A 20579-nucleotide genomic window follows, 5' to 3' on the forward strand; every position below is an offset into this window, starting at 1 on the left:
CGATGGCGCGTGACTACTACGAAGCGCTCGGTGTCCCACGCGGCGCCGGCGCCGATGAAATCCAGCAGGCGTACCGCAAGCTGGCGCGCAAGTATCACCCCGACGTGAACAAGGACCCCACTGCGGAGGACAAGTTCAAGGAGGTCAACGAGGCCTACCAGGTGTTGTCCGATCCGGACACCCGGAAGCGCTACGACCGATTCGGTGACGACTTCCGGCGGGTGCCCGAGGATTACGACGAACGGGTCCGGGCAGGCGCCGGTGGGTACGGCGGCGGGGGCAGAAGGGTGCACTTCGGCCAAGGTTTCGGTGGTGAGGGCGCGGTCGACTTCGAGGACCTCTTCGGGCAGATGTTCGGCGGCGCCGGCGGGTACGGGCCGATTCCCGGCGCCGATCAGGAAGCGGAACTGGAACTGACTCTGGAACAGGCGTATCGGGGCGGCAAACGCTCACTCAGACTGGACGGACGCCAGTACGACGTCGACATTCCCGCCGGTGTCCTGGACGGCCAGAGAATCCGGCTGGCCGGGCAAGGCGGGCGGAGCAACGGTGACGCGCCGCCGGGGGATCTGTACCTCGTGGTGCGGATCAAGCCGCATTCCCGGTTCCGGGTACAGGGCCGGGACATCTATGTGGACCTGCCCGTATCGCCATGGGAGGCGGTGCTCGGGTCGACCGTCGTCGTTCCCACCCCGGGTGGCGAGGCGAAAGTCAAAGTGGTACCGGGCTCGTCGACGGGAAGGAAGCTGCGGCTGCGCGGAGAAGGAATGCCCAATCCGCATGGCGCCAACGGCAACCTCTACGCCGAGATCAAGGTGATGGTGCCGTCGAAACCGACAGCACGCGAACGTGAGCTGTTCGAGCAGTTGGCCACCGAATCGAACTTCGATCCGAGGAAAGTGACATGAGCACCCCGACCCCGGTCACCCAGTACATATTGGTTCGCCGTCCCGGATTGTCGCTAGATGCCTTCGCCGAACGTACCGGGCTGCACCCGGACTTGGCACGAAAGATTGCGGCGCTCGGCCTGCTCGACGCCCATCGAGACGCCGGCGGCGAGATGTGGTTCGAACCATCCGAAGTGGCCCATGCCGCCCGCATCCAACGGCTGCGGACCGGTCTGGGCCTGAACTACTCGGCAATCGGGCTCGTGCTCGATCTGCTGGATCGAATCGAGAAACTCGAAGCAGCTTCCCGCAGAAGGAGGACACCCCATGGACACCGGCAGCCTGACTGAAAGATCACGAGAAGCCTTGCAGGAAGCCCAGAATGTAGCGACCAGAATGAGTCACACCGAGGTCGACGGAGAGCACCTGCTGCTCGCGTTGGTCGATCAGCGGGAAGGGCTGGTACCCCGACTGCTCGAGCAGGCCGGCGCCAACGTCGATGCCCTGCGATCCGATCTGGAACGTGAACTGTCGCGTAGGCCGAAGGTCAGCGGCCCCGGCGCGACGCCCGGTCAGGTGACGATCACCCAGCGCCTGGCCAAGCTGCTCGACGCGGCGGAGCGGGAGGCGAAGCGACTCAAGGATTCCTACGTGTCGGTTGAGCATCTCGTGATGGCCGTCTCCGAGGAGGGGTCGGCCACTGCGGCAGGCCGGATCCTCGCCAGTCATGGGGTCACGCGAGAGTCCTTCCTCACCGCCTTGACCACAGTGCGCGGCCATCAGCGCGTCACATCGGCGACCCCGGAGGGGGCGTACGAGGCGCTGGAGAAGTACGGACGCGATCTCGTCTCCGAGGCCCGGTCAGGCGACCTCGATCCGGTCATCGGTCGAGATGCCGAGATCCGCAGGGTAACGCAGATCCTGAGCCGGAAGACGAAGAACAATCCGGTGCTGATCGGCGACCCCGGCGTCGGTAAGACCGCGATCGTGGAGGGCCTCGCCCAGCGGATCGTCCGCGGCGACGTGCCCGAGGGCCTGCGCGACAAGACGATCTTCTCGCTCGACATGGGTTCCCTGGTGGCCGGCGCGAAGTACCGCGGCGAGTTCGAGGAGCGACTGCAGGCGGTGCTGTCCGAGGTGAAGGCGGCCGAGGGGCGCATCCTGTTGTTCGTCGACGAGTTACATACCGTTGTGGGCGCGGGATCAGTCGGCGGCGACGGGTCTCTCGACGCCGGCAACATGCTCAAGCCGATGCTCGCCCGCGGCGAACTACACATGATCGGTGCCACCACTCTCGACGAGTATCGCAAGCACATCGAAGCCGATGCGGCACTGGAGCGTCGCTTCCAGACCGTTCTCGTCGACGAGCCCAGCATCGAGGATGCGATCTCGATTCTGCGCGGACTTCGGGAACGCCTCGAGGTGTTTCACGGCGTGAAGATCAAGGACGGCGCCCTGGTTGCCGCCGTGACCCTCTCGCACCGGTACATCACCGACCGCTTCCTTCCGGACAAGGCGATCGACCTGGTCGATGAGGCATGCGCTCGGCAACGCACCGAAATCGATTCGATGCCCGCCGAACTCGACGAGCTCACCCGGAAAGTGACCCGGCTGGAGATCGAAGAGGCCGCGCTGTCCAAGGAAACGGACGCGGCCAGCAAGGCGCGCCTCGAAGAGCTGCGCAAGGAGCTGGCCGACCTACGGGCCGAGGCCGACGCCAGGCACGCTCAGTGGGAGGCCGAGCGGCAGGCGATCCGGCGGGTGCAGGAGCTGCGGGGAGAGCTGGAACGGTTGCGCCACGAGGCCGAGGAGGCGGAGCGCAACTACGACCTCAACCGGGCCGCCGAGTTGCGATACGGCGAGATCACCGAGCTGGAACGCAGACTCGGGGCGGCGGATGAGCAACTGGCCACCAGGCAGGGCCGGACTCCGTTGCTGCGTGAAGTGGTCACCGAAGACGAGATCGCAGAGATCGTGGCCGCATGGACGGGTATCCCGGTCGCCCGGCTGCAAGAAGGCGAGCGGGAGAAGCTGTTGAAGCTCGACGAGATTCTGCACGAGAGGGTCGTCGGCCAGGACGAGGCGGTGCAACTGGTCGCAGACGCGGTGATCCGGGCGAGGTCGGGTATCCGTGATCCGCGCCGGCCGATCGGTTCGTTCATCTTCCTGGGCCCTACGGGCGTGGGAAAGACCGAGCTCGCAAAGACACTGGCCAGTGCCCTCTTCGACAGCGAAGACAACATGGTGCGCCTGGACATGAGCGAGTACCAGGAGCGGCACACGGTGAGCAGGCTCATCGGTGCGCCCCCCGGGTACGTCGGATACGACGAGGGCGGCCAGCTCACCGAGGCGGTGCGCCGCAAGCCGTACTCCGTGGTGCTCTTCGATGAGATCGAGAAGGCCCACGCCGACGTCTTCAATACCCTGCTGCAGGTGCTCGATGACGGCCGGATCACCGATTCTCAAGGCAGGCAGGTCGATTTCCGGAACACGGTGATCATCATGACCTCCAACATCGGATCCCAGTATCTCCTCGAGGGAGTCACAGCCGATGGCGAGATCAAACCGGATGCGCGGGAGAGGGTGCTGGCGGAACTGCGCGCGCACTTCCGCCCGGAGTTCCTCAACCGGGTCGACGACATCGTGATGTTCACCCCGCTCACGCTGCCCCAGATCGAGCACATCGTCGAGCTACAACTCACCGATCTTCGCAACAGGTTGTCGGAGCGGCAGGTAAACCTGGATATCACGCCGGAAGCGCGCCGGCTCATCGCCGAACACGGTTTCGACCCGGTCTACGGTGCGCGGCCGCTGCGACGGTACATCGCCCACGAGGTTGAAACCAAGATAGGTCGTGCGCTGTTGCGTGGCGAGATCGAACCGGGTAGCACCATCCGTGTCACGGTGGACGGCGGCGAGCTCGCCGTCGCCTATGCGGAACCCGCCGTCGCGGCGGCCTGAGAAGAGGTGCCGTCATGGGATCCGAAAAGGTGAAGTGCCCGAACTGCGGCAAGGTCAACAAGGTAGCGGCGGCCGGGGAAGGAAAACCGCGCTGCGGGAACTGCCACGAACCGCTGCCCTGGATCGCCTCGGCAGGGGACGACGACTTCGCGGAGGTCGCCGAGAAATCCTCGGTGCCTGTGCTCGTCGACCTCTGGGCGACGTGGTGCGGCCCGTGCCGCATGGTCAGTCCGGCGCTCGAGCAGCTCGCCAGGGAACGCGCAGGTCAGATCAAGCTGGTGAAGATCGACGTGGATGCTGCGCCGACGACGGCCGAACGGTTCACCGTCCGCGCCGTACCGACTCTGCTGGTGATGGACCGGGGCGAGGTCCTGGCTCGTCAGGCGGGCGCCGCTCCGGTACCACAACTGCGCACATGGCTCGATCAGGCGCTCTCGGAAAATGCAGGCAAGGAGACGAAGCCATGACTTCTATCCATGTGGACCCACACGTGACCGCGATCCGGCCCGTCGCACCCCGGACTCCGCAGGGCTGCGAGGAATGTCTTCGCCTCGGCACCCCGTGGGTACATCTGAGGCTCTGCCTGACGTGCGGACACGTCGGTTGCTGCGACTCCTCGCCGGGCAAGCACGCGAGCGCGCATGCTCACGCCATCGGCCATCCGATCGTCCAGTCCATGGAGCCAGGTGAAGATTGGCGCTGGTGTTATGTCGACCAGAACTTCGTCTGAGGACGCCGCTCCCGTACGCGACATTCCGCCGCGCGGCGAGACTCCGGATGAGCTCGGAGCATTCCCGCGGCTGACGGACGACCAGGTCGCGACGCTCGAGGTCGGTGGCACGCGTCGATCGGTTCGCGCCGGTGAGGTGCTGATCCGAGAGGGTGAACCCAGCAACGACTTCTTCGTCATCGTCTCGGGCAAGGTCGCGATCATCGACGAGGGCGACGGAGACGGCGAACGCCGGATACTGCGCGTGCACGGTCCCGGCCGATTCCTGGGCGAGCTCGGACTGCTGGAAGGCCAGGTGGCGTTCTTCACGGCCGAGGCGATCGAGGACGGCGAGATACTCGTCGTCCCGGCCGACCGGGTGCGCGAGCTGGTTTCCCACGATCCCGTGCTCAGCGATCTGATCCTGCGCGCCTACCTGGTGCGGCGGCACCTGCTGATCGGGCTCGGTTCGGGGTTCCGGATCATCGGCTCCTGCTATTCACCGGATACGTTGCGGCTTCGGCAGTTCGCCATGCGAAACCGATTGCCCCACAGATGGATCGATGTGGAGCAGGACGAACGGGCGGAGCAGCTGCTGCGCAGCCTGAACGTCGCCCCCGAGGACACTCCCGTCGTGATCTGGCACGGCGAGAAGGTGCTGCGGAATCCGACGAATGCGGAACTCGCCCGCATCGTCGGGCTTCCGGTCCCGGACTCGGTCCGGGACGCAGCCCGGGACGTGTGCGACCTCGTCGTGGTGGGTGCGGGACCGGCCGGTCTGGCCGCGTCCGTGTACGGCGCCTCGGACGGGTTGAACACGGTGACACTGGAGTCGTTCGCCGCAGGCGGCCAGGCCAGTACCTCCTCCCGGATCGAGAACTACCTCGGCTTCCCGGCAGGGATCTCCGGCGCCGAATTGGCGGAGCGGGCCGTGATCCAGGCCGGGAAGTTCGGCGCCCGCATCCTGGTGTCGGCGGAGGTGACCGGTGTGGGGTTCGAGGACGGCAACCACGTGCTCCGGCTGGCGGACGGCGGCACGATTCGCGGCCGGGCCGTCGTGCTCGCCACCGGGGCGCGTTATCGCAAGTTGGCGGTTCCAGGGATCGAGGTACTGGAGGGGACGAGCGTGTACTACGCCGCAACCCATCAGGAAGCGCGGATGTGCGGCATCGACCCTGTGGCCATCGTCGGCGGCGGCAACTCCGCCGGACAGGCCACCGTTTTTCTCGCGGACCGTGTCGCCCACGTTCACCTGCTCATCCGCAGTGGTGACCTCGGAAAGAGCATGTCCCGATACCTCGTCGACGAGATCGAGCGCCATCCGCGCGTGACCGTCCACCGGAATACCGAGATTCGCGAGGTCCACGGTGAGAAGTACCTCGACGAGATTGTGGTCGAGAACAATCACACGGGGGAACAGGACACCCTCCGGGTACGCGCCCTGTTCGTCTTCATCGGGGCGGTGCCGCACACCGGGTGGCTGGCCGACACGATCGCACTCGACGACCACGGCTTCGTCCTCACGGGCGTGGACGCGGTCCACGCCCGTGCGGACGGCAACCGACGGATCGGCGACCGGCCGTCGAGGACGCTCGAAACAACCTCGCCCGGCCTGTTCGCTGCGGGCGACGTCCGCAACGGCTCCGTGAAACGGGTCGCATCTGCTGTCGGTGAGGGAGCGATGGCGGTTCGCCAAATCCATGAATACTTCGACAGGAGCTGACGACATGCCAGTGATGGGTACCGTGAAATTCCAGCAATTCTTCCGGTCAGCGGCCGGTCTGCATGTCGACCGGAACGACCTCAAGCGCTATACGGATTTCATCGACGACAAGATCTACGATCTGATCCTCATCGGCAAGGCCTCGGCAAAGGCAAACCTGAGGGACGTGATCGAACCGTGGGACCTGCCGATCACCAAGGGACTGCAGGAGAGCATCCACCGGTTCGAGAAACTTGACCAGGAGATCGAAATACAGTCTGTGCTCGATCAACTGACGGCCCGGCCGCCGTTGGAAGTAGCCCTCTCCGAGGCGACCGAGCAGCGACTGCCGCTGATTGCCGGGGGCTTGAGCGTGGCGCTGGCGCACACATTCGTCACGATCGAACCAGACCGTAAGAACCCCGGGACCGCCGAATGGAGCATCGCCTTCGACATCTTCCATCTCCTGCTCTGACCACCGCCCGCGGCCCGGCGAACCAGTAGATCGCCGCTGGCCGCGACGGCTCATCCGCTGCGAAATAGCCTGCGCGGCAATGTATCCCTTGAGCGTGCATTGGTAGAGCAGACAAACTCGAGCAGATTGAGTTCCGGGTATGCCAACCCGTGGATGGGGTTCGCCGGTGATCGTGTGCTTCGACGACATCACCACGCAGGTGGGTCAGGACAGCTGTGTCTTCGTGGTGCTGCCCGGCATAGACCCGTTCGACCGTCTCGCCGAACAGCTGGCGGAGGTGGGCACGCACGGTCTCAGTGATCGAGTAGGTGGTGACATCCAATTCCTGTGCCCAAGGGGGGTTCTCGCGGACTCGATTCCACAGCCCGTCGTAGCGCTTATAGCTGATGGCCGCCCGTTGCGTTTACACAGCGCGATATCGGAAACGTGTCCGAGCCGCTCAATGACACCACCGCGCGGCAATCTTGCCCCCGAAAACAGGTCCGGACCCCGGTTGAAGGCCAAAAAAGTACACGGTTCTGTGGCAAATCTGCCACAGAACCGTGTCATTGAATGTCCAGAGGGGGACCAGGACACTCGAAATATGGTATTTATGCACACTTTTCGTGTACATGCCATCACCATACCCCCTTTTCGTGTCCCTTCTCTTCGTGGGCCTGCAATCCCGTCGAAGTGCGCTCGCTGCGGGCAAGTGGATGCGGTTGCCCGGTGACTGCGACCAACGCCTGCGCGCATTCGACTAGGGAGGCCTTCGTGTAGATCGGTGTCGCAGTCGTGCCCGGGTCTCGGTGGGCCGCATATCGGCGTGCGACCGCTTCCCCGAACTCTCGCTCGATGAAAGTCAAGGTGGTATGCCGTAGCCAGTGCACGGTCACACCTTTCGCGTCAGCCCAGGGCAGATACCGGCGGAACCGGCCGTGGAGGTTGTCGTAGCGTCGACCGGTGATCGGGTTCCCGCTGCGGGTTCGCAGCACTCGGTGCCCGGCTTTCGCGGAGCTTCCGCCCCGGTTCTCGACATGCTCGATGAGTCTGCGCATGAGAAGGGGAGTCACAGGATGCCACGCGTCCACGCCGCCTTTGTGATGCAGCAGGACGGTGCAATCGCCTGCGCTCAACTCGTCCAGACGCAGTTTGAGCGCGGCTTCACGCCGGCATGCCGTCTCGATGTGCAGGCGCACGATCAGAGCGTCCAGCTCGACATCGTTGCCGGTTTCAGACGCAACGCGCCCCAGATCGGAAACCTGCTCTGGAGTCAAAGCGTGACGGCTGCTTTCCAGCTTCCGTGGCATCGGGACCTTGGCCGCGGGGTTGTCCGCCGGAGTGATCAAGCTGTCCATCTCGGCGTAACGGTACAAACATCGCACCGCGTGCAGGAAGTTCCTGGCAGCGCCCGTACCTCCACGCCAGTTCGACCTGACCACGGCGTTGGCCTTGTGCCGATTCATCAGATGAAGGATCTCGGTGGGCGTCGGCTCGCTCAAACGCCGGTGACCCCACTCGATCACGAGAATTCGCCAATACGTTGTGTAGCTCTCCCGCTGCAACATCGACATAGCGCACGACACCCGAGGAACGAACTCACCGAATGTCGGCACCTCGACACCCCCCGCTGTGTGATTCTTTCCGACGACCGTCAAGCCCAGCCGCGAGATCGCCTGCAGCAGTTCGGCCACCTCGGCGTCTTTCATCGCCCTTGCTGCCACGGGTCCGGGAAGTATGCCCACAGTGCCGCCGTCAATATCCGGGGTGGGTACACCACGAGTACCTCATCCGCGAGAGACACCGCTATCAACACTCGATCACCCGTATACAGCCGACACTTGTTGCGGATATCGGATGGAAGTATGAGAAACCCGCGTTGTTGGAGCGGCTGGCCATCTCGCGACCGCCGAACCTTGACCACGCTGCGCTCTACGTCCATCGAAAGCGGTTGCCCTGGATCCCAACCCAGTACTCTTACTGCAGATCTGGCAGCGAGTCGGCCTCGGTTGTCGATGGTCGTGACCGAACAGTCGAGGGTTGGGATCGGTGCCTCGTCCACCGCCGCCGGGAACGCGAAGTCCGCCAGCGCTTTCGATGATGCCGGACTGGCAGCGGCGGTTTGGTACAACCCTTCGAACAACCCGGTGATCGGCTCGCGGTGCAGCCCGCTGGGGGACCGGCTTGGACTCGGAATGTCTTGCAGGCCATCGCCGCTCGCACTAGGTCGCTCAGTCACTGGTCGGCTCCAGCCATGACCGCGATGATCACACCGATGAAGATCGAGAGATTCAACCTTTGCCCAGGCGGCCAGCCCACCCGCGGAAAACTGTGAGGACTCGGCACTCGCAGTCTGGCGTTTCTCACCGAATCCGCAACACATCGTCGCGTAATCGGCGGGGTTTTGCTGTAATGGACCACAGGGCTCACCCGCAATCCGCACCTGGTTTGAATCTCTGGGAGGACGGCGGCGAAAAGCCAGAAGTCCAACATCGAAGACATGGGGCATCCTCTTTCGCACCCTGCCTACTGATTCTCCCAACATCCATGAAACCCGATCCTGGCCGTTTGTGCCACAACGGGGTGCGCGGTCCCTGCCAGCGTCGGTTGTGGTGCGCAGCGCTCGGCGTGCGGCATGTCGGCCGCGGCGCTCAAGAAACTCCGCGGCGGCCGCCGCACCGCTGGCATTGATCTCGAGCCGGCCCGGCAGCGGGTCAACGAGAAACTCAAGTTCGCCGGCGAATGCGGCGGCGTCGGCGGCGGACCCGCCGATGGCGCCGGCCAACCAGCTCAACGTCGGTGTCGAGGGCGGCGTCTTGTCGATCACGTTGGCGTGCAGTATCCGGGCCTTGCGGACAAATCCAGCGTTCGACCAGAATGCGGGCACCGCCGATCCCTCGGTCTGCGACCATGCCGGTGCAGCACGGCCAGCACCGGCTTCAATTCTGAAGGGCCCCAACCGCTGTCGCCGTTGCGTTGATGCGGTTCCCGGTGTTTCACCGAGACCAGCGTCGGCCGTCGGGTGCGGTGTAGCAAGACCACATCCGAGGAGTGTTGCGGTGCGATCGCTTCCAGGTCGCTGTCGGTGGCCAGCTCCCGGATGAGCATCAATGCCACGGCTTGCTTCTCGTACCTGATCCAGGACTCGGTCAGCGGACCAGTATTCTGCCGGTCCACCGGCAACCGCCGCACCACCGGCCCTACATCCCCCTCATTCGACATGCCTGCAGAATAGAACCCACCACCGACACCGCGCCGTGGATCGGGCCGACAGTGCACATGTGTAACAACAGGTACCGGCAAGTCATCGGCAGGCGCGAAAGCCCCAGTGTCGGAGTCTCATTCGCCCGGATTAGTTTCAACGTTTCCGGGGAGGTTGCGCCACAGGGGGCCTGGAGTGCGCTGGCCCTGTCCTATCCGTTTCTCACCGGGCCGTTGCGGTCCCTCGACGACGTCGAGTACGCAACGATGGAATGGGTCGACTGGTACAGCAACCAGCGGCTGCACAGCCTGCTCAGGCACATCCCCACCCCACCGAGTGCGAGACCACCACATAGTGGTGTGGTGCGCTCCCAGACGAGCGCACCAAGGCGTGCCACTACGTAGACGACTGCGGTTAAGCCGAATCGGTGTCATCCCGTTGCCGACGGCGATACGCCCGCTGTCGGCATGCATTGCTGCAGTAGAACGCCGGGCTGCGACCGACGAGATCCGGCAGACCGCGGTCGTTCTCGCCGATGCGTATTGTGCTGTATCGGATGGGTAGCTCGCACGGGCACGCCTTACAGCGGTGTCGTCCGACGGGTTGGGTGTAGCCGTGGTGCTCGCACCAGGTGCGTGGTAGCGGCTTGATCTCCGCCGCGAACTCCCCGATCAGCTGGAGTAGTCGATCCCGATCGTCTGCATCGAGATCACCGACAGCCACACTCAGCTCCTCGTTCGTCAGCAGCACTTGAGCGATGACTCCCCACACAGCACGATGGAAGCGCCGCTGCATGACCTCTTCGACTCGGGAGGGCTCCCACTGGAGCTCCAAACGCGCGAGCCTAGATTGATGACGTTGGGCATCGTCTTCGAGTCGAGACAGATCGAAGCCTGCTTCGAAGGCTGTTATGAAGCGCCGCAAAAGCTGTTGGACAACCTCCGATGAGGTGACTGATCGTTCCACAGGTGTGCGATCGATCCGTCGCCTGGTCATGCAGCCTCTCCTCGGTCACTCGGTCCTTCCGTGTCCTTCGCGTCCAGGAGATTATGCCCATCTTCGTGGTCGTTTCTCGTGCTGGATTGGCCGATGCTCTGGAACCCGAAGGCAGCTGCGAACGCCGCGAATATCTTCGATATGTCGTCTCGTGGTGCGCGGCAGAGGGCGATGATCGTGACCACCGTGATGGTGCCGAGGAAGACGATTGGTGGCCACACGCTAGCTGCGGCGGTCAAGCCCGCGCTGTGAATGATGCTGCTGTACAAGGGACCTCCGGAAACGAGAAAAGCCCCCGGCGGGCCGAGGGCTTGAGCGGGTGAATTCGGTTGTGAGGCAACAAAAAACCTCAGTCGCTTGGACTGAGGTTGATGGATACACTTCTTCTGTTCGGGAGACAGGCTATCAGACTCTCACGGCCACCGAAACCTTGGTTGAGAGCAGAGTAGAGCAGCAGGTCAGGGCATGTTTTGCGCGGCGGCATCTTCTATCGTACGAATTGTACGCAAAGTAACGCCCAAGCTATCGCTGTGATTTCGAACCGCCGGTAACGCCCAAATCCCAGCCGCTCACTGGCTGCTGGAGTCGTCTTTACTGCGTCTGTTTCCCAAGCGCGGCTTGGATGACCAGGGAGAAACCGAAGTACAGGTGCACCAGTCCGAGCATCGAAACCACGAAGTTGTGGTGCTGCACGCCTTCGTGTTCGGGGTCGTCAGCGAGCTCGTCGTAGTCCTGGCTTCGCTTGCCGAAGTGGATCAACTCGCCGAGGTTGAACAGGTTGATGATGTCGGTCGGGTTCACGTTCCCGTACTTGTCGATCTTCTCCGGAAGACAGCGGTTCTACTCGAGCACCATGCGGCACACGATGTTGTGGAGGGTGCTTGGCGGTGAATACCGTGGCGGGTTGTCAACGGACGCAGCTCGTTCCGATCCTGCGGCCTGCAGTGGCAGCCTTACAGCGGAACTGGCCGCATCTGAAGCCGCTGATCTTCCGCGCCGCCGACGTGTTGCCGCTATTGCAGGGCGACGATCGACAGTTCGCCGCTGGATCGCTGCTCATCGACAGCGGACGAGTCCACTATCCGGAAGGCCACCCGAATGACCGCTCCGGCCGCGGGAGTGAGGGCACTTCGAGTAGGTGTCTCACGATCTCGTGGCCGCCGGTGCGGCAGCGTGTGCACCGTCTGCTATCGGCCGATCACATTCGACACAGGGGGTTTCGCTCATCGGCGGCCCATGCCGCCAATGAGGACGTCGAGTAGGCTCGCGACGAATCCGCATAGGGCGGTGGCAATCTCGGCGAGCAGCGGGCGCTGTGGCGGCGGCGTCCATTCGGCCGGGGATGTGCGGGGTGGGCCGCAGCTGCCGCTGGGGCACCTGCTGGGCTACTCGGCGGCGTTCGAGGGCGGCGTTGAATTCGGGCGATATGTGCGCGGCTCTTGGCGAGCAGCGGCGAGCCACTGGGCGGCGGCCACGAACTGGCGACGGCGCGCCAGTGTCCGCCCTCCCGTGGCACTACGGATGGCTACGGCTGCTGGGAACACAACGACCGGGCGGTGCGGTTCTTCCTCGAATACGACACCGGCACAGAGTCGTTGACGACTGTGACCTCCAAACTTGCCGACTATCAGAGGTTCCCGACTGACAACTTCGGGATTCTGCTGTTCTCGGTGCATTCGGCCCGCCGCGAGATCGGATTGCGGACCGCACTGAGCCGCGCGTTCGGCAGCTACGGCCCCAACCTGGTGATCGCGACCACCAGTCGCGACCTGACCCACCCCGACGGCCCGGCAGGGCCAGTGTGGGCACTATGGACAGCGGACAGCGGCGACGCAGCCGCCGAACGACTACCGCTGGCGCTCTCCCCGAACGAGGCCCCACGATCGCCCGCCACACCAGCGCCGATCTGCCCTACAACGAGGCAGCCTTCGACCACGACGACCCTCAAATCCAGGCCCTCCTCTACCCCAACCAGACTCGACCCACCACCGGATACCCGGTCTATCGCGATGCCGCCGAGGACGACTTCCAGATCGAATTGGCTCACCACTGTCGATGACCGGTGACTACCACAACGGTGCGAGTTTGACCCGACCGTCAGCGACGCATGGCGGGGCCTGTCAGCAACCGTGCGGCCCCGACCCGCCCTCGGATTAGATCCTGCAGTGCGGGAAGACGACGCTCAAACTTCCCTCCCGGTGTGCGGAGCGAGCGATAAGTACCGTCTTCTCTGTTTCGCATGCCCTGGCATTCCCCGACGAGGAGGGCAGCCTGGCAACATCTTCCCGAACCGTCCAAGGCGATTACATCTCCGCCGTAGGCGATTCCGGCCACCACGGAGGAGCCAGACCTCCCGGCAAACGTAGTGCCGCCCCGCCGGAGGTCGGCGGGGTAGCACTGACAATCTGCATCCTGATCACACGTAACGACGACGCCATTCTTCAATAGTCGGACTCAGGCGTTCAGGATAATAATTCTTGCGCCCGCTCCCAGGGTCGGTTGATTGAGCCTCAAATAGGGCAATTGCACACTCCGCACTGACAACCGCTGTGGCGATCGCGTCGGCCATCATTGAAAACATTGCCGACGGGCCATTAACTAAATCAATCGGCCAAGAGTGGCCGTGCGTGAAGCTCGAACACACACGGTATTGCATCTTCATTATTGTTGGAAAATGCTTCTTGTCTATATCGGTGGTATGCTTCGGCGGATTTTCCTGGATCCAATTAGCTGCCTTGCGAACTAGTTCGGTGTATTTGCGCCCACTTTGCTGAGGGAGAGTTTCGAGCACCTCCAGTTCCTTCTCATGAAATCGGAGCCGATGCTTCGACTGCTTGTACGTCTCGTCAGGGATCACGAGGAGCTTATTGTCATGGGCGGCAATTGCCTCACTGTGATACTCGCGGGCATGCTCTATTCCGATCCGCGCAAGCCCTGCGGCCCGCGCTCGCCTATCCTCTCGCCCTGCCGGGCTCATGATCCATATTGCTTGAGCAGAAGATTCGAAAGCTGTTCTGCAAGAAGATAGGAACGATGGCGTGTGATGATTGAAAGGCACAACCTTTGCCGCTTCCGAGAGGGCCGTATGGATTGTTGCCAGTGCGTCGGTCGCGTTCATGATCGGAAACAAGACAGTCCCCGTCACACCCTCTGGAATCTTGGTTTCGTAGCCGTCCTCGTCATCTTTGGCCATCGACGTTCCCGGATCAGCTCGATGTGGCTTCAGCCCCCATTCCTCCAGCGTCTTCCCCCTTCGCCCTCGCTCTATTACCCGCCTCAAGGCCGGCGCGAGCGATGCACCAAGTGTGTACAGGGCATCTGCGTTAGTCATGCGACCACCGTATCGACCGGCACCGGCAGTTCTGCGCGTACCGTCCATTCGGACTACTGGCTACCGACAGCCACCGACACCACTATGCGCTCCGCCTCCGGATTAATCGGTCAGGCTCGACACACCGATCCCAGTCCGATGCAAGCAGCACTCGATGGCGTCGCCGCGTACAGCCTGCTCGGTGAGCTTGGCGAACGCCTTCTCGTACAGAGCGGCCTCTGAATGCGACCGCAAACTCTCCAGACATCGCGCCGCTCTGGAGGCCGGTGCAGACCCAGCGATGGTCGCCGCGTGGAGCAGCGACATCCACCGCGAACGAGCGGTCCTGGCCGCTCAACTCACGGCCGCGACGAGTCGCGCCGTCCCCGCTCAACGAATGAGCCGAGACGAAATCCGTCAACTGGTGGATGTACTGGGTGGAATCCTGGTGGTTCTGCGGGCTGCCGAGCCCGGCGACAAGCTGGAGGTATACCGAGAACTGGGACTGAAACTAATCTACAACCACGACGACCATGCAGTTACGGTCGAGACGAACCCACGGCCACGGGTTGACGCACTGTCTGTGTCCGGAGGGGGACGCATGCGCTAACCACAGAGATCGACCTGCGGAAATGATCGGCCGGCCAGGCGTGGTAGTGGAGGTGCGGTCGGTCCGCTGAGGCACCGCCAGCTCCCCAAATGGCCTGCGGGATCACGCCTCGCATGCTGTAAGCCGGCACCGGTCGTCACGCGAGCGGCGGCCGGTGCAGCAAGCTTCCTCCGCGGCGCTGCTCAGCGTTCGTGACTGAAGAAGGAACCGAGCCGATCGAGTGGGATGACATTGTTCCCAGTCGCCTCGAACGTTTCCTTCCAGGGGCTTTCGAGGTGGATGCTATCCCGCGGAGCCGAGGTGGCAAGACTGCCGTAGGTATCCCAGGTGCTGGTCAGGATGGATTCGAACGGTTCGAAGACGTCCCACTCGAGCTCCTCGGGGACGTAGAGAGATGTCGATGGGGCCGTGTTCGAACAGTTGCAGATCGTGATAGACGTCGACGACGACCGGGCCCTCGGCCCAGGCCTCGATGGGTTCGTCGAACAGCGGGCTGCCGCTGGTGGCGAGACTGTGACCTTGCGCGTAGTAGAGCAGCTTCTGGACCTGGAGGTTGGTGACTTCGGCATCGACTGTGTCCGCCCAGTACACGAACCACTGCGCGATGTCGTGCGCGGTAAATGATGCAGCCATGTGACCTCTCCCGACCGAATCGAACTGTTCGGCCGCGAGTCTATGCACAGGATCCGACAGGGGGACTGATGCAGGATCAGGTGCCAGTTACGGTCACGCGGCCTGACTGGCCGGTGTGGGTCATGGATGGCCTCGTACTCGGCAGGCGTCAAACGGCCGATGTCGGCAGAATGTGAATACTGACCGCCGAGCTACCGACAGCACGTGCTGCAGATCCTGGCCGGCTGGATGCACTTACCGCCGCCGGGTCGCGTCAGGTAATTGACCCGCCGTGTCCGCTATGCAGTCCACCACCGGCGCCATCCATACGACTCCAACTTCGCTGACCGAGCGGATCACGCGACTGGCCCGAACATTCCAACCAACTTCCGGAAACCGCGCACCTGACTACGCCGCCGATCTGTGGAATTCCCTCATGAATGGTGCACCGCCGCTTCCCCGGTCGACGCGGTGGCCGCTGGGCCCGGGAACCTTGCCCATTTCTGGTGCTCGGCGCCGCGCCGTTGTCCCGGGCGACAGCGAATCGATACCGGCGCAGTGCGTTCGGGGTAGACCGGCGGCGCGGGGCCTCGCGTTCGAGGGAGCAGGCAAGCCGACCCCGGCCGGGAGCTGGCCTGCGATGGGGCTACCCCCGCGAGGAAAACCACCAGATCGTCGCGCTCACGAACGCGCTCCCCGCTGCGGTGGCCATGCCCTTGAGTGCATTGTGCGCTACGACGCGCGCGGCTGACCGCAGCATCCGACGGCGGCGTGCGCTTCGGGGCCGGGGAGTGTGGAGCGGACCGTGATCCTGGGGTTGCGTCACCGAATTCCCTTCCGTTAGAACCTGACCCGCCAAGCGTGCAGGACTCGGGGGTGGTGCATCGGGTGCAACGTTGTTGCAAAATGGTGCGCAACAGCTGTGCTGGGATACGCCGGCAGCTATTACTATCGGTGTGCACTCTGCAATCGGCTCTCTCCGTCCGGTGGATCCGGACGCCCCACTCGCGCGCCGAGAACTCGCCGAGGCGATGCGATCACAGTGGCTGCTGCTGGAGGTGACCCTGCGCGGCTACGCCGCGAAGCAGTTGGTGGACGCCAGCTTGGTCAGCCGGTACTTGAGCGCGAAAATCCTTCCGCCCCAAGACTTCGTGGAGGACCTGATCCACGCGGTCGCGCAGCGCCACGGCGACCAATTCCGGGCCGACAGCGAGCGGCTGCTTGCCCTGCACCAGACCGCTCTGGAAGCACAGCCGGGCAGCTGGGGTCACACCGAGTGGTTGAAACGGAAAGTTGCCGCGGCCGAACAGCGGGCGCGGGCCGCGGAACTGGAAACTCGAACCACTCGCGAGGCATATTCGCTGGTCCTGCAACAGCTCCAGGACGCGCACTCGGCTCTGAGCGAGTCGCTGCCCAACTCTGACCCCGACCGCCTCCGAGACGTGCTGCCGTTCGACCCACAATTACTTCTGCTCGAAATCGGAAGGTATCTAGCCGAACTGGAAGCATCACGGGCGCTGCTCGCGGCCGCGCAGGATCGCATCGCCGCACTTGAGAAACTCCTCGCGGGCAGCGACGACCACCCGCATGAGTCTCCGCCGGCGCCCGCGGAACGCCAGCACACGTGGTATCGGCCCGAGGATTACCCCGGCTCGTACTGGCGCAGCTACACACAGTCATTGCAGGATGCCGGATTTGCCGACACTACGATCGCGAGTATCGATGTCGCGACCAGCGAGATCATCGGACGGTTGTCCCAGCCGTCGAGCGCGTCCCCGCACCAGGCCAAAGGCATGGTCGTCGCCCATCCCCAAAGCGGAGCATCGACGCACATCGCGGGGATCCTCGCCAAAGCCATCGATGTCGGCTACCGATTGCTGATCGTCATCGGTGGGACCACCAACAGTGTGCGCCAACAGCTTCAGCGACGTCTGGACCAGGAGCTGCCAGCCCTGCCCGATACCCCCGGCATCATGCGGCTGACGACCGAGGAGACGGACTACCATAACTTCGGCACACAGCTGCGGCAGTTGAGATTCGACAAGCACGCCGACGATCTGCCTCTCTACGACCCGCGGAACCTGGACGACACTCCCGTGCGGCTGATCGTGGTGAAAAAGAACCGTGCGGTCTTGCGCAAATTGGTCAACGACCTGCTGGCGCTGGGCGCATCGCTCGGGGAGATCCCCGCGCTGATCGTCGATGCCGCCGTCGACACGCATGGGCCGCAGTCCTCGACCCGGATCGGGTCGCCAGTAGTCCGTATGCAAGCACACCTGCTGGAGATCCTGCCGCGGGCGCAGTATGTAGCGATCACGAAGGATCCGTTCGCCTCGACGTTCATGGACCCCAACTCTGCCGGGCTGTTGTTCCCGCGCGATTTCATCGCGTCTCTGCCACGGCCCGACGGCTACCTGGGGGCCGGAGATTTTCTCGGTACCGCGCGCCCGGATGAAACCGGCCTGCACTCCACCTCCTCCGACGCCCGACTTCACGTCCGCGAGATCGAGAGGAGTGAAGCCGGCTTGCGTGAAGCATTGGACATGTTCGTGCTCACCGCCGCAGTGAAGGTCTTCCGAGAAGCCAACAGCGGCAAACGATTCGGGCACCACACGATGGTCGTCCATGGCCTGGCCCGCAAGGTCGCCCAGCAGGAACTGCGCACCCGGATTCATCAACTCTGGTCGTCGAGTGACTATCTCAACGGCCGCGACGCAGACCGTCTGCGCTGCCTCTTCGAAACCGACATCGCCCCGGTCGCACGCGCCTACACGGGTGAGCAGCTGCCGGTCCCTGACTCGTTCGAGAAATTGTTGCCTTCGTTGAGCCGGGCCCTGTCCAGAATCGGGCACGACCCCGTCAGCGACGGCCACGATCGGCAGTCGTGGAAGGTCGTGGTGGCCGGTGCCCTCGCGGATTATCAATGGGACGACGAAGGACCCACGATCGCATATCTGGCCCGCTGGCCTCGAACCCCCGAAACCGTTGCGCCACTGAGCAGATGGCTCGGTGCGCGACCAGGCTACCAAGACTTGGTGCGCATCTATGTCTTCTCGGCAGCCGATACCCTGCACCCGGAGGCGCCCGCCATCCGACACCGTGACAGCGACCAACAATTGCGCGAACTACTGCTGCGGCACACCGATCTCACGCCTGCTCAGGTGCCACCCCTGTTCGCGGCAAACTACCCCACCAACCTGTCCCGGCCGCCAACTCTGCAGTGAAGATGTGGAAATTCGGGACTTTTGTCCCACCGCATACCCGCCGGTGCATAATCTCGAACGCCTCAACAGGTGGGTTCGCAGCCGTTCGGGTCCCGGCCCCGCAGCCGCAGGTGCCTGACGCTATCGCGGGCATCGGCACCTCGTCCGCGTGCGGCCGTCGCAGCGCCGCACCGCGTTGTCCGGGGCTGCGTGTCATGCGGGCACGCCGGTGGGGCGGCCGCATCCGCGGCGGACGCCCACTCGCTCGCTGACGCCCGGCTCTGCCAGTGGCGGCCGAACAGGTCGCGGTCGCCTCGCTGGGGGCGGTCATCGGCGTTTGCGACGAGCCCAGCCAGCCTGCTCACGGCTCGACGAAGGGCAGACCTACCGCCGCCAGTTTCGTCTGGAGATTGATGTCGCTGGTGACCGCGAACACTGTCGAGCCAGGGTGTTCGGACTGCAGCAGCAACGTCGAGGCCACGAACCGATCGTCGGGCACGCTCAGTTCCAGCCAAGTGGGCAGATCGGCGCTGCGCGGCTCGATGTGCTCGAATTTAGCGAAGACTCCGCCGGCGACGCGGACCCCCACCCGTATGTCGCCGTTGCTGCGGATGCCTTTGATCCGCCGCTCGGCGGCCTTGGCGCGCTGACGCAGGTTTCGGACCGGCCGCTCGTTTGAACTCGTCGATTTCGCGCAGCACCATCGCCAGCAGAGGCGATCTTCGAGGGAAGCCCCGGAATTTTCCGTCGCCCCCGTAAGCGGAGTCCGCGGCGACCCAGCTGGCTGCAACACCGCCGTCCAAGGCTCGAGCGAGCATCTTTTCCGCCAGTCGTAGTTTGGTTGAAATGCTTTGGCCATAAACACTTTCCGGGATTCCCGCCTCGTGGGGCAAGGAACACCCCGAGCTGGCAATTCTCCACGCGCCCGGCCGTGCCAGAGGATCGCCATTGGACGCCGGCGGATTTCATGCCCTTCTTGACGAACCCCGGCTCGACGAGGACGAGCACGGTGTTCGGACCGGCCAACGCGCCGGTCACATACTCCCGCAGCAGATCACGCAGCTCGTCAGCGCTCCAGCGGGATCGGTTCAGGAAATGCTGCAATCCACCGGGGGCGACCACCCCGGCAGCCTCGGCAAGCTGCCAGGAATTCTTGCGCTCCACCGGTGCCAGCAGCCCTGTGTACTGGTTGGGACGGCCATCAGCGGACATTGATCGGCGAACCGGCGCCGGAACCCGTGCCAGAATCGGTCGGTCTGCTCAGGCATCAGATCGGTGCGAGATGTCCACAACCACAAATGTTTCAGGTTGCGGTCCCCGGGTAATCAGTCGACGGTCAACCGGATCAGGCTGCCTTCGATGATCGGCAGCTCGCCGTCGTGGCTGGCCGAGCGACTCAACTTTAGATATTCCGAGCCGATCTCGTGTTGGATGATGCTCCAGCGATGAAGTTGAAGGCCAGGAGGCGCGGTGGGGTTGACACGGACCGGTCGCAATACCAGCACCGCGCTGCGGGCCGACTCAACACCAGGGGTTCTCACGTCGATCGGCCGGACTCAACCCTGGGCTTGGGACCACGTGCTGAAGCCGCGGACCAGCTCGGCGTAGCGGAATCTGTCAAACCCGGTGAGACCGTTCAGGCCACGAATTCTGTGTTGATGTTCTCCTTGGCGGGTTCGTTGATCCAGGCGGCCGCGGGCAGCCTGGGTGGGGTGGGCGGCCGCCGGAACCGTGCGGGATTGGCGGTGTAGGCGGCGGTGAGGATTTTGCTGCGTTCGGCGCGGATCGCGGCGGCGGTGCCGTCGTGAACCGTTGCGGGAGTGTGTAATCCGATTCCCGAATGTCGGTGATCGTTGTTGTAGTAGGTGAAGAACGCCTGACAGAACCGCCCGGCCTCACCGATCGAGGCGAACCGCTGCGGAAACGCCGGGCA

16 protein-coding genes and 3 pseudogenes are annotated in these 20579 nt (G+C 63.8%); 10 read left to right on the forward strand and 9 right to left on the reverse strand.

The genetic code is table 11. From position 1 onward, the window contains the following. Nucleotides 1–2: 2 nt before the first annotated feature. From ACZ60G_RS27835 to ACZ60G_RS27865, 7 genes and pseudogenes are all read left to right on the forward strand, one after another. Nucleotides 3–908, forward strand: coding sequence for a DnaJ C-terminal domain-containing protein (locus ACZ60G_RS27835; protein ID WP_465813630.1), 906 nt, complete (start codon nt 3–5; stop codon nt 906–908). Then, a pseudogene (locus tag ACZ60G_RS27840) lies at nt 905–1233 on the forward strand (chaperone modulator CbpM). Before ACZ60G_RS27835 ends, ACZ60G_RS27840 begins: the two are co-directional and overlap by 4 nt. Further along, on the forward strand, nt 1215–3848 hold the full coding sequence (gene clpB, locus ACZ60G_RS27845) for an ATP-dependent chaperone ClpB (protein ID WP_465813631.1): 2634 nt from the start codon (nt 1215–1217) through the stop codon (nt 3846–3848). Before ACZ60G_RS27840 ends, clpB begins: the two are co-directional and overlap by 19 nt. 14 nt (nt 3849–3862) lie before the next feature. After that, entirely contained in the window at nt 3863–4315 is a 453-nt protein-coding gene (gene trxA / locus ACZ60G_RS27850) for a thioredoxin (RefSeq protein ID WP_195104799.1), read from the forward strand. Further along, nucleotides 4312–4578 carry a UBP-type zinc finger domain-containing protein gene (locus ACZ60G_RS27855; RefSeq protein WP_465813632.1) on the forward strand — a complete coding sequence of 89 codons (267 nt, stop codon included), beginning with the start codon at nt 4312–4314 and terminating at the stop codon, nt 4576–4578. The genes trxA and ACZ60G_RS27855 overlap by 4 nt, the downstream gene beginning before the upstream one ends. After that, a complete protein-coding gene (locus ACZ60G_RS27860) occupies nt 4556–6280 on the forward strand; it encodes an FAD-dependent oxidoreductase (RefSeq protein ID WP_465813633.1) in 1725 nt (574 codons plus the stop codon). Before ACZ60G_RS27855 ends, ACZ60G_RS27860 begins: the two co-directional genes overlap by 23 nt. A gap of 13 nt (nt 6281–6293) precedes the next feature. After that, nucleotides 6294–6734, forward strand: coding sequence for a DUF1931 family protein (locus ACZ60G_RS27865; protein ID WP_465813648.1), 441 nt, complete (start codon nt 6294–6296; stop codon nt 6732–6734). 617 nt (nt 6735–7351) lie between these two features. Here the strand turns inward: ACZ60G_RS27865 and ACZ60G_RS27870 are convergent. The 3 genes from ACZ60G_RS27870 to ACZ60G_RS27880 all read right to left on the reverse strand — a co-directional run bounded on the left by ACZ60G_RS27870 (nt 7352) and on the right by ACZ60G_RS27880 (nt 10749). Further along, nucleotides 7352–8407 carry a tyrosine-type recombinase/integrase gene (locus ACZ60G_RS27870; RefSeq protein ID WP_465813634.1) on the reverse strand — a complete coding sequence of 352 codons (1056 nt, stop codon included), beginning with the start codon at nt 8405–8407 and terminating at the stop codon, nt 7352–7354. Nucleotides 8408–9536: 1129 nt separating this feature from the next. Further along, complete coding sequence (locus ACZ60G_RS27875) at nt 9537–9935, reverse strand: hypothetical protein (protein ID WP_465813635.1); 399 nt, start codon at nt 9933–9935, stop codon at nt 9537–9539. 394 nt (nt 9936–10329) lie between these two features. Beyond that, a complete protein-coding gene (locus ACZ60G_RS27880; RefSeq protein ID WP_465813636.1) occupies nt 10330–10749 on the reverse strand; it encodes a hypothetical protein in 420 nt (139 codons plus the stop codon). Between the two features lie 255 nt (nt 10750–11004). Between ACZ60G_RS27880 and ACZ60G_RS27885 the strand changes: the two genes are divergently transcribed. Further along, complete coding sequence (locus ACZ60G_RS27885; protein WP_465813637.1) at nt 11005–11163, forward strand: hypothetical protein; 159 nt, start codon at nt 11005–11007, stop codon at nt 11161–11163. 339 nt (nt 11164–11502) lie between these two features. Here the strand turns inward: ACZ60G_RS27885 and ACZ60G_RS27890 are convergent, their stop codons facing one another. Then, a complete protein-coding gene (locus ACZ60G_RS27890) occupies nt 11503–11712 on the reverse strand; it encodes a hypothetical protein (RefSeq protein WP_465813638.1) in 210 nt (69 codons plus the stop codon). A gap of 1009 nt (nt 11713–12721) precedes the next feature. On the opposite strand from ACZ60G_RS27890, the gene ACZ60G_RS27895 reads away from it, so the two are divergent. Then, entirely contained in the window at nt 12722–12970 is a 249-nt protein-coding gene (locus tag ACZ60G_RS27895) for a hypothetical protein (RefSeq protein WP_465813649.1), read from the forward strand. Nucleotides 12971–13327: 357 nt separating this feature from the next. Here ACZ60G_RS27895 and ACZ60G_RS27900 read toward each other — a convergent pair whose 3' ends face one another. Next, nucleotides 13328–14242: a hypothetical protein gene (locus ACZ60G_RS27900; protein WP_465813639.1), complete on the reverse strand. Its 915-nt coding sequence runs from the start codon at nt 14240–14242 to the stop codon at nt 13328–13330. An 871-nt stretch (nt 14243–15113) separates the two neighbouring features. Then, a complete protein-coding gene (locus ACZ60G_RS27905; protein WP_465813640.1) occupies nt 15114–15464 on the reverse strand; it encodes a Panacea domain-containing protein in 351 nt (116 codons plus the stop codon). A 935-nt stretch (nt 15465–16399) separates the two neighbouring features. On the opposite strand from ACZ60G_RS27905, the gene ACZ60G_RS27910 reads away from it, so the two are divergent. Next, nucleotides 16400–18667 carry a Z1 domain-containing protein gene (locus tag ACZ60G_RS27910; RefSeq protein ID WP_465813641.1) on the forward strand — a complete coding sequence of 756 codons (2268 nt, stop codon included), beginning with the start codon at nt 16400–16402 and terminating at the stop codon, nt 18665–18667. Between the two features lie 340 nt (nt 18668–19007). Here the strand turns inward: ACZ60G_RS27910 and ACZ60G_RS27915 are convergent, their stop codons facing one another. The 3 genes and pseudogenes from ACZ60G_RS27915 to ACZ60G_RS27925 form a co-directional block, all read right to left on the reverse strand. Beyond that, the gene (locus ACZ60G_RS27915; RefSeq protein WP_465813642.1) at nt 19008–19505 is read right to left on the reverse strand and encodes a PIN domain-containing protein; all 498 of its coding nucleotides are present in this window, start codon (nt 19503–19505) and stop codon (nt 19008–19010) included. 20 nt (nt 19506–19525) lie between these two features. Beyond that, a pseudogene (locus ACZ60G_RS27920) lies at nt 19526–19825 on the reverse strand (transposase); the annotation flags it as partial. Between the two features lie 457 nt (nt 19826–20282). After that, nucleotides 20283–20579 (reverse strand): annotated as a pseudogene (locus ACZ60G_RS27925) (hypothetical protein); the annotation flags it as partial.

This window comes from Nocardia sp. NPDC102475, from assembly GCF_055584605.1.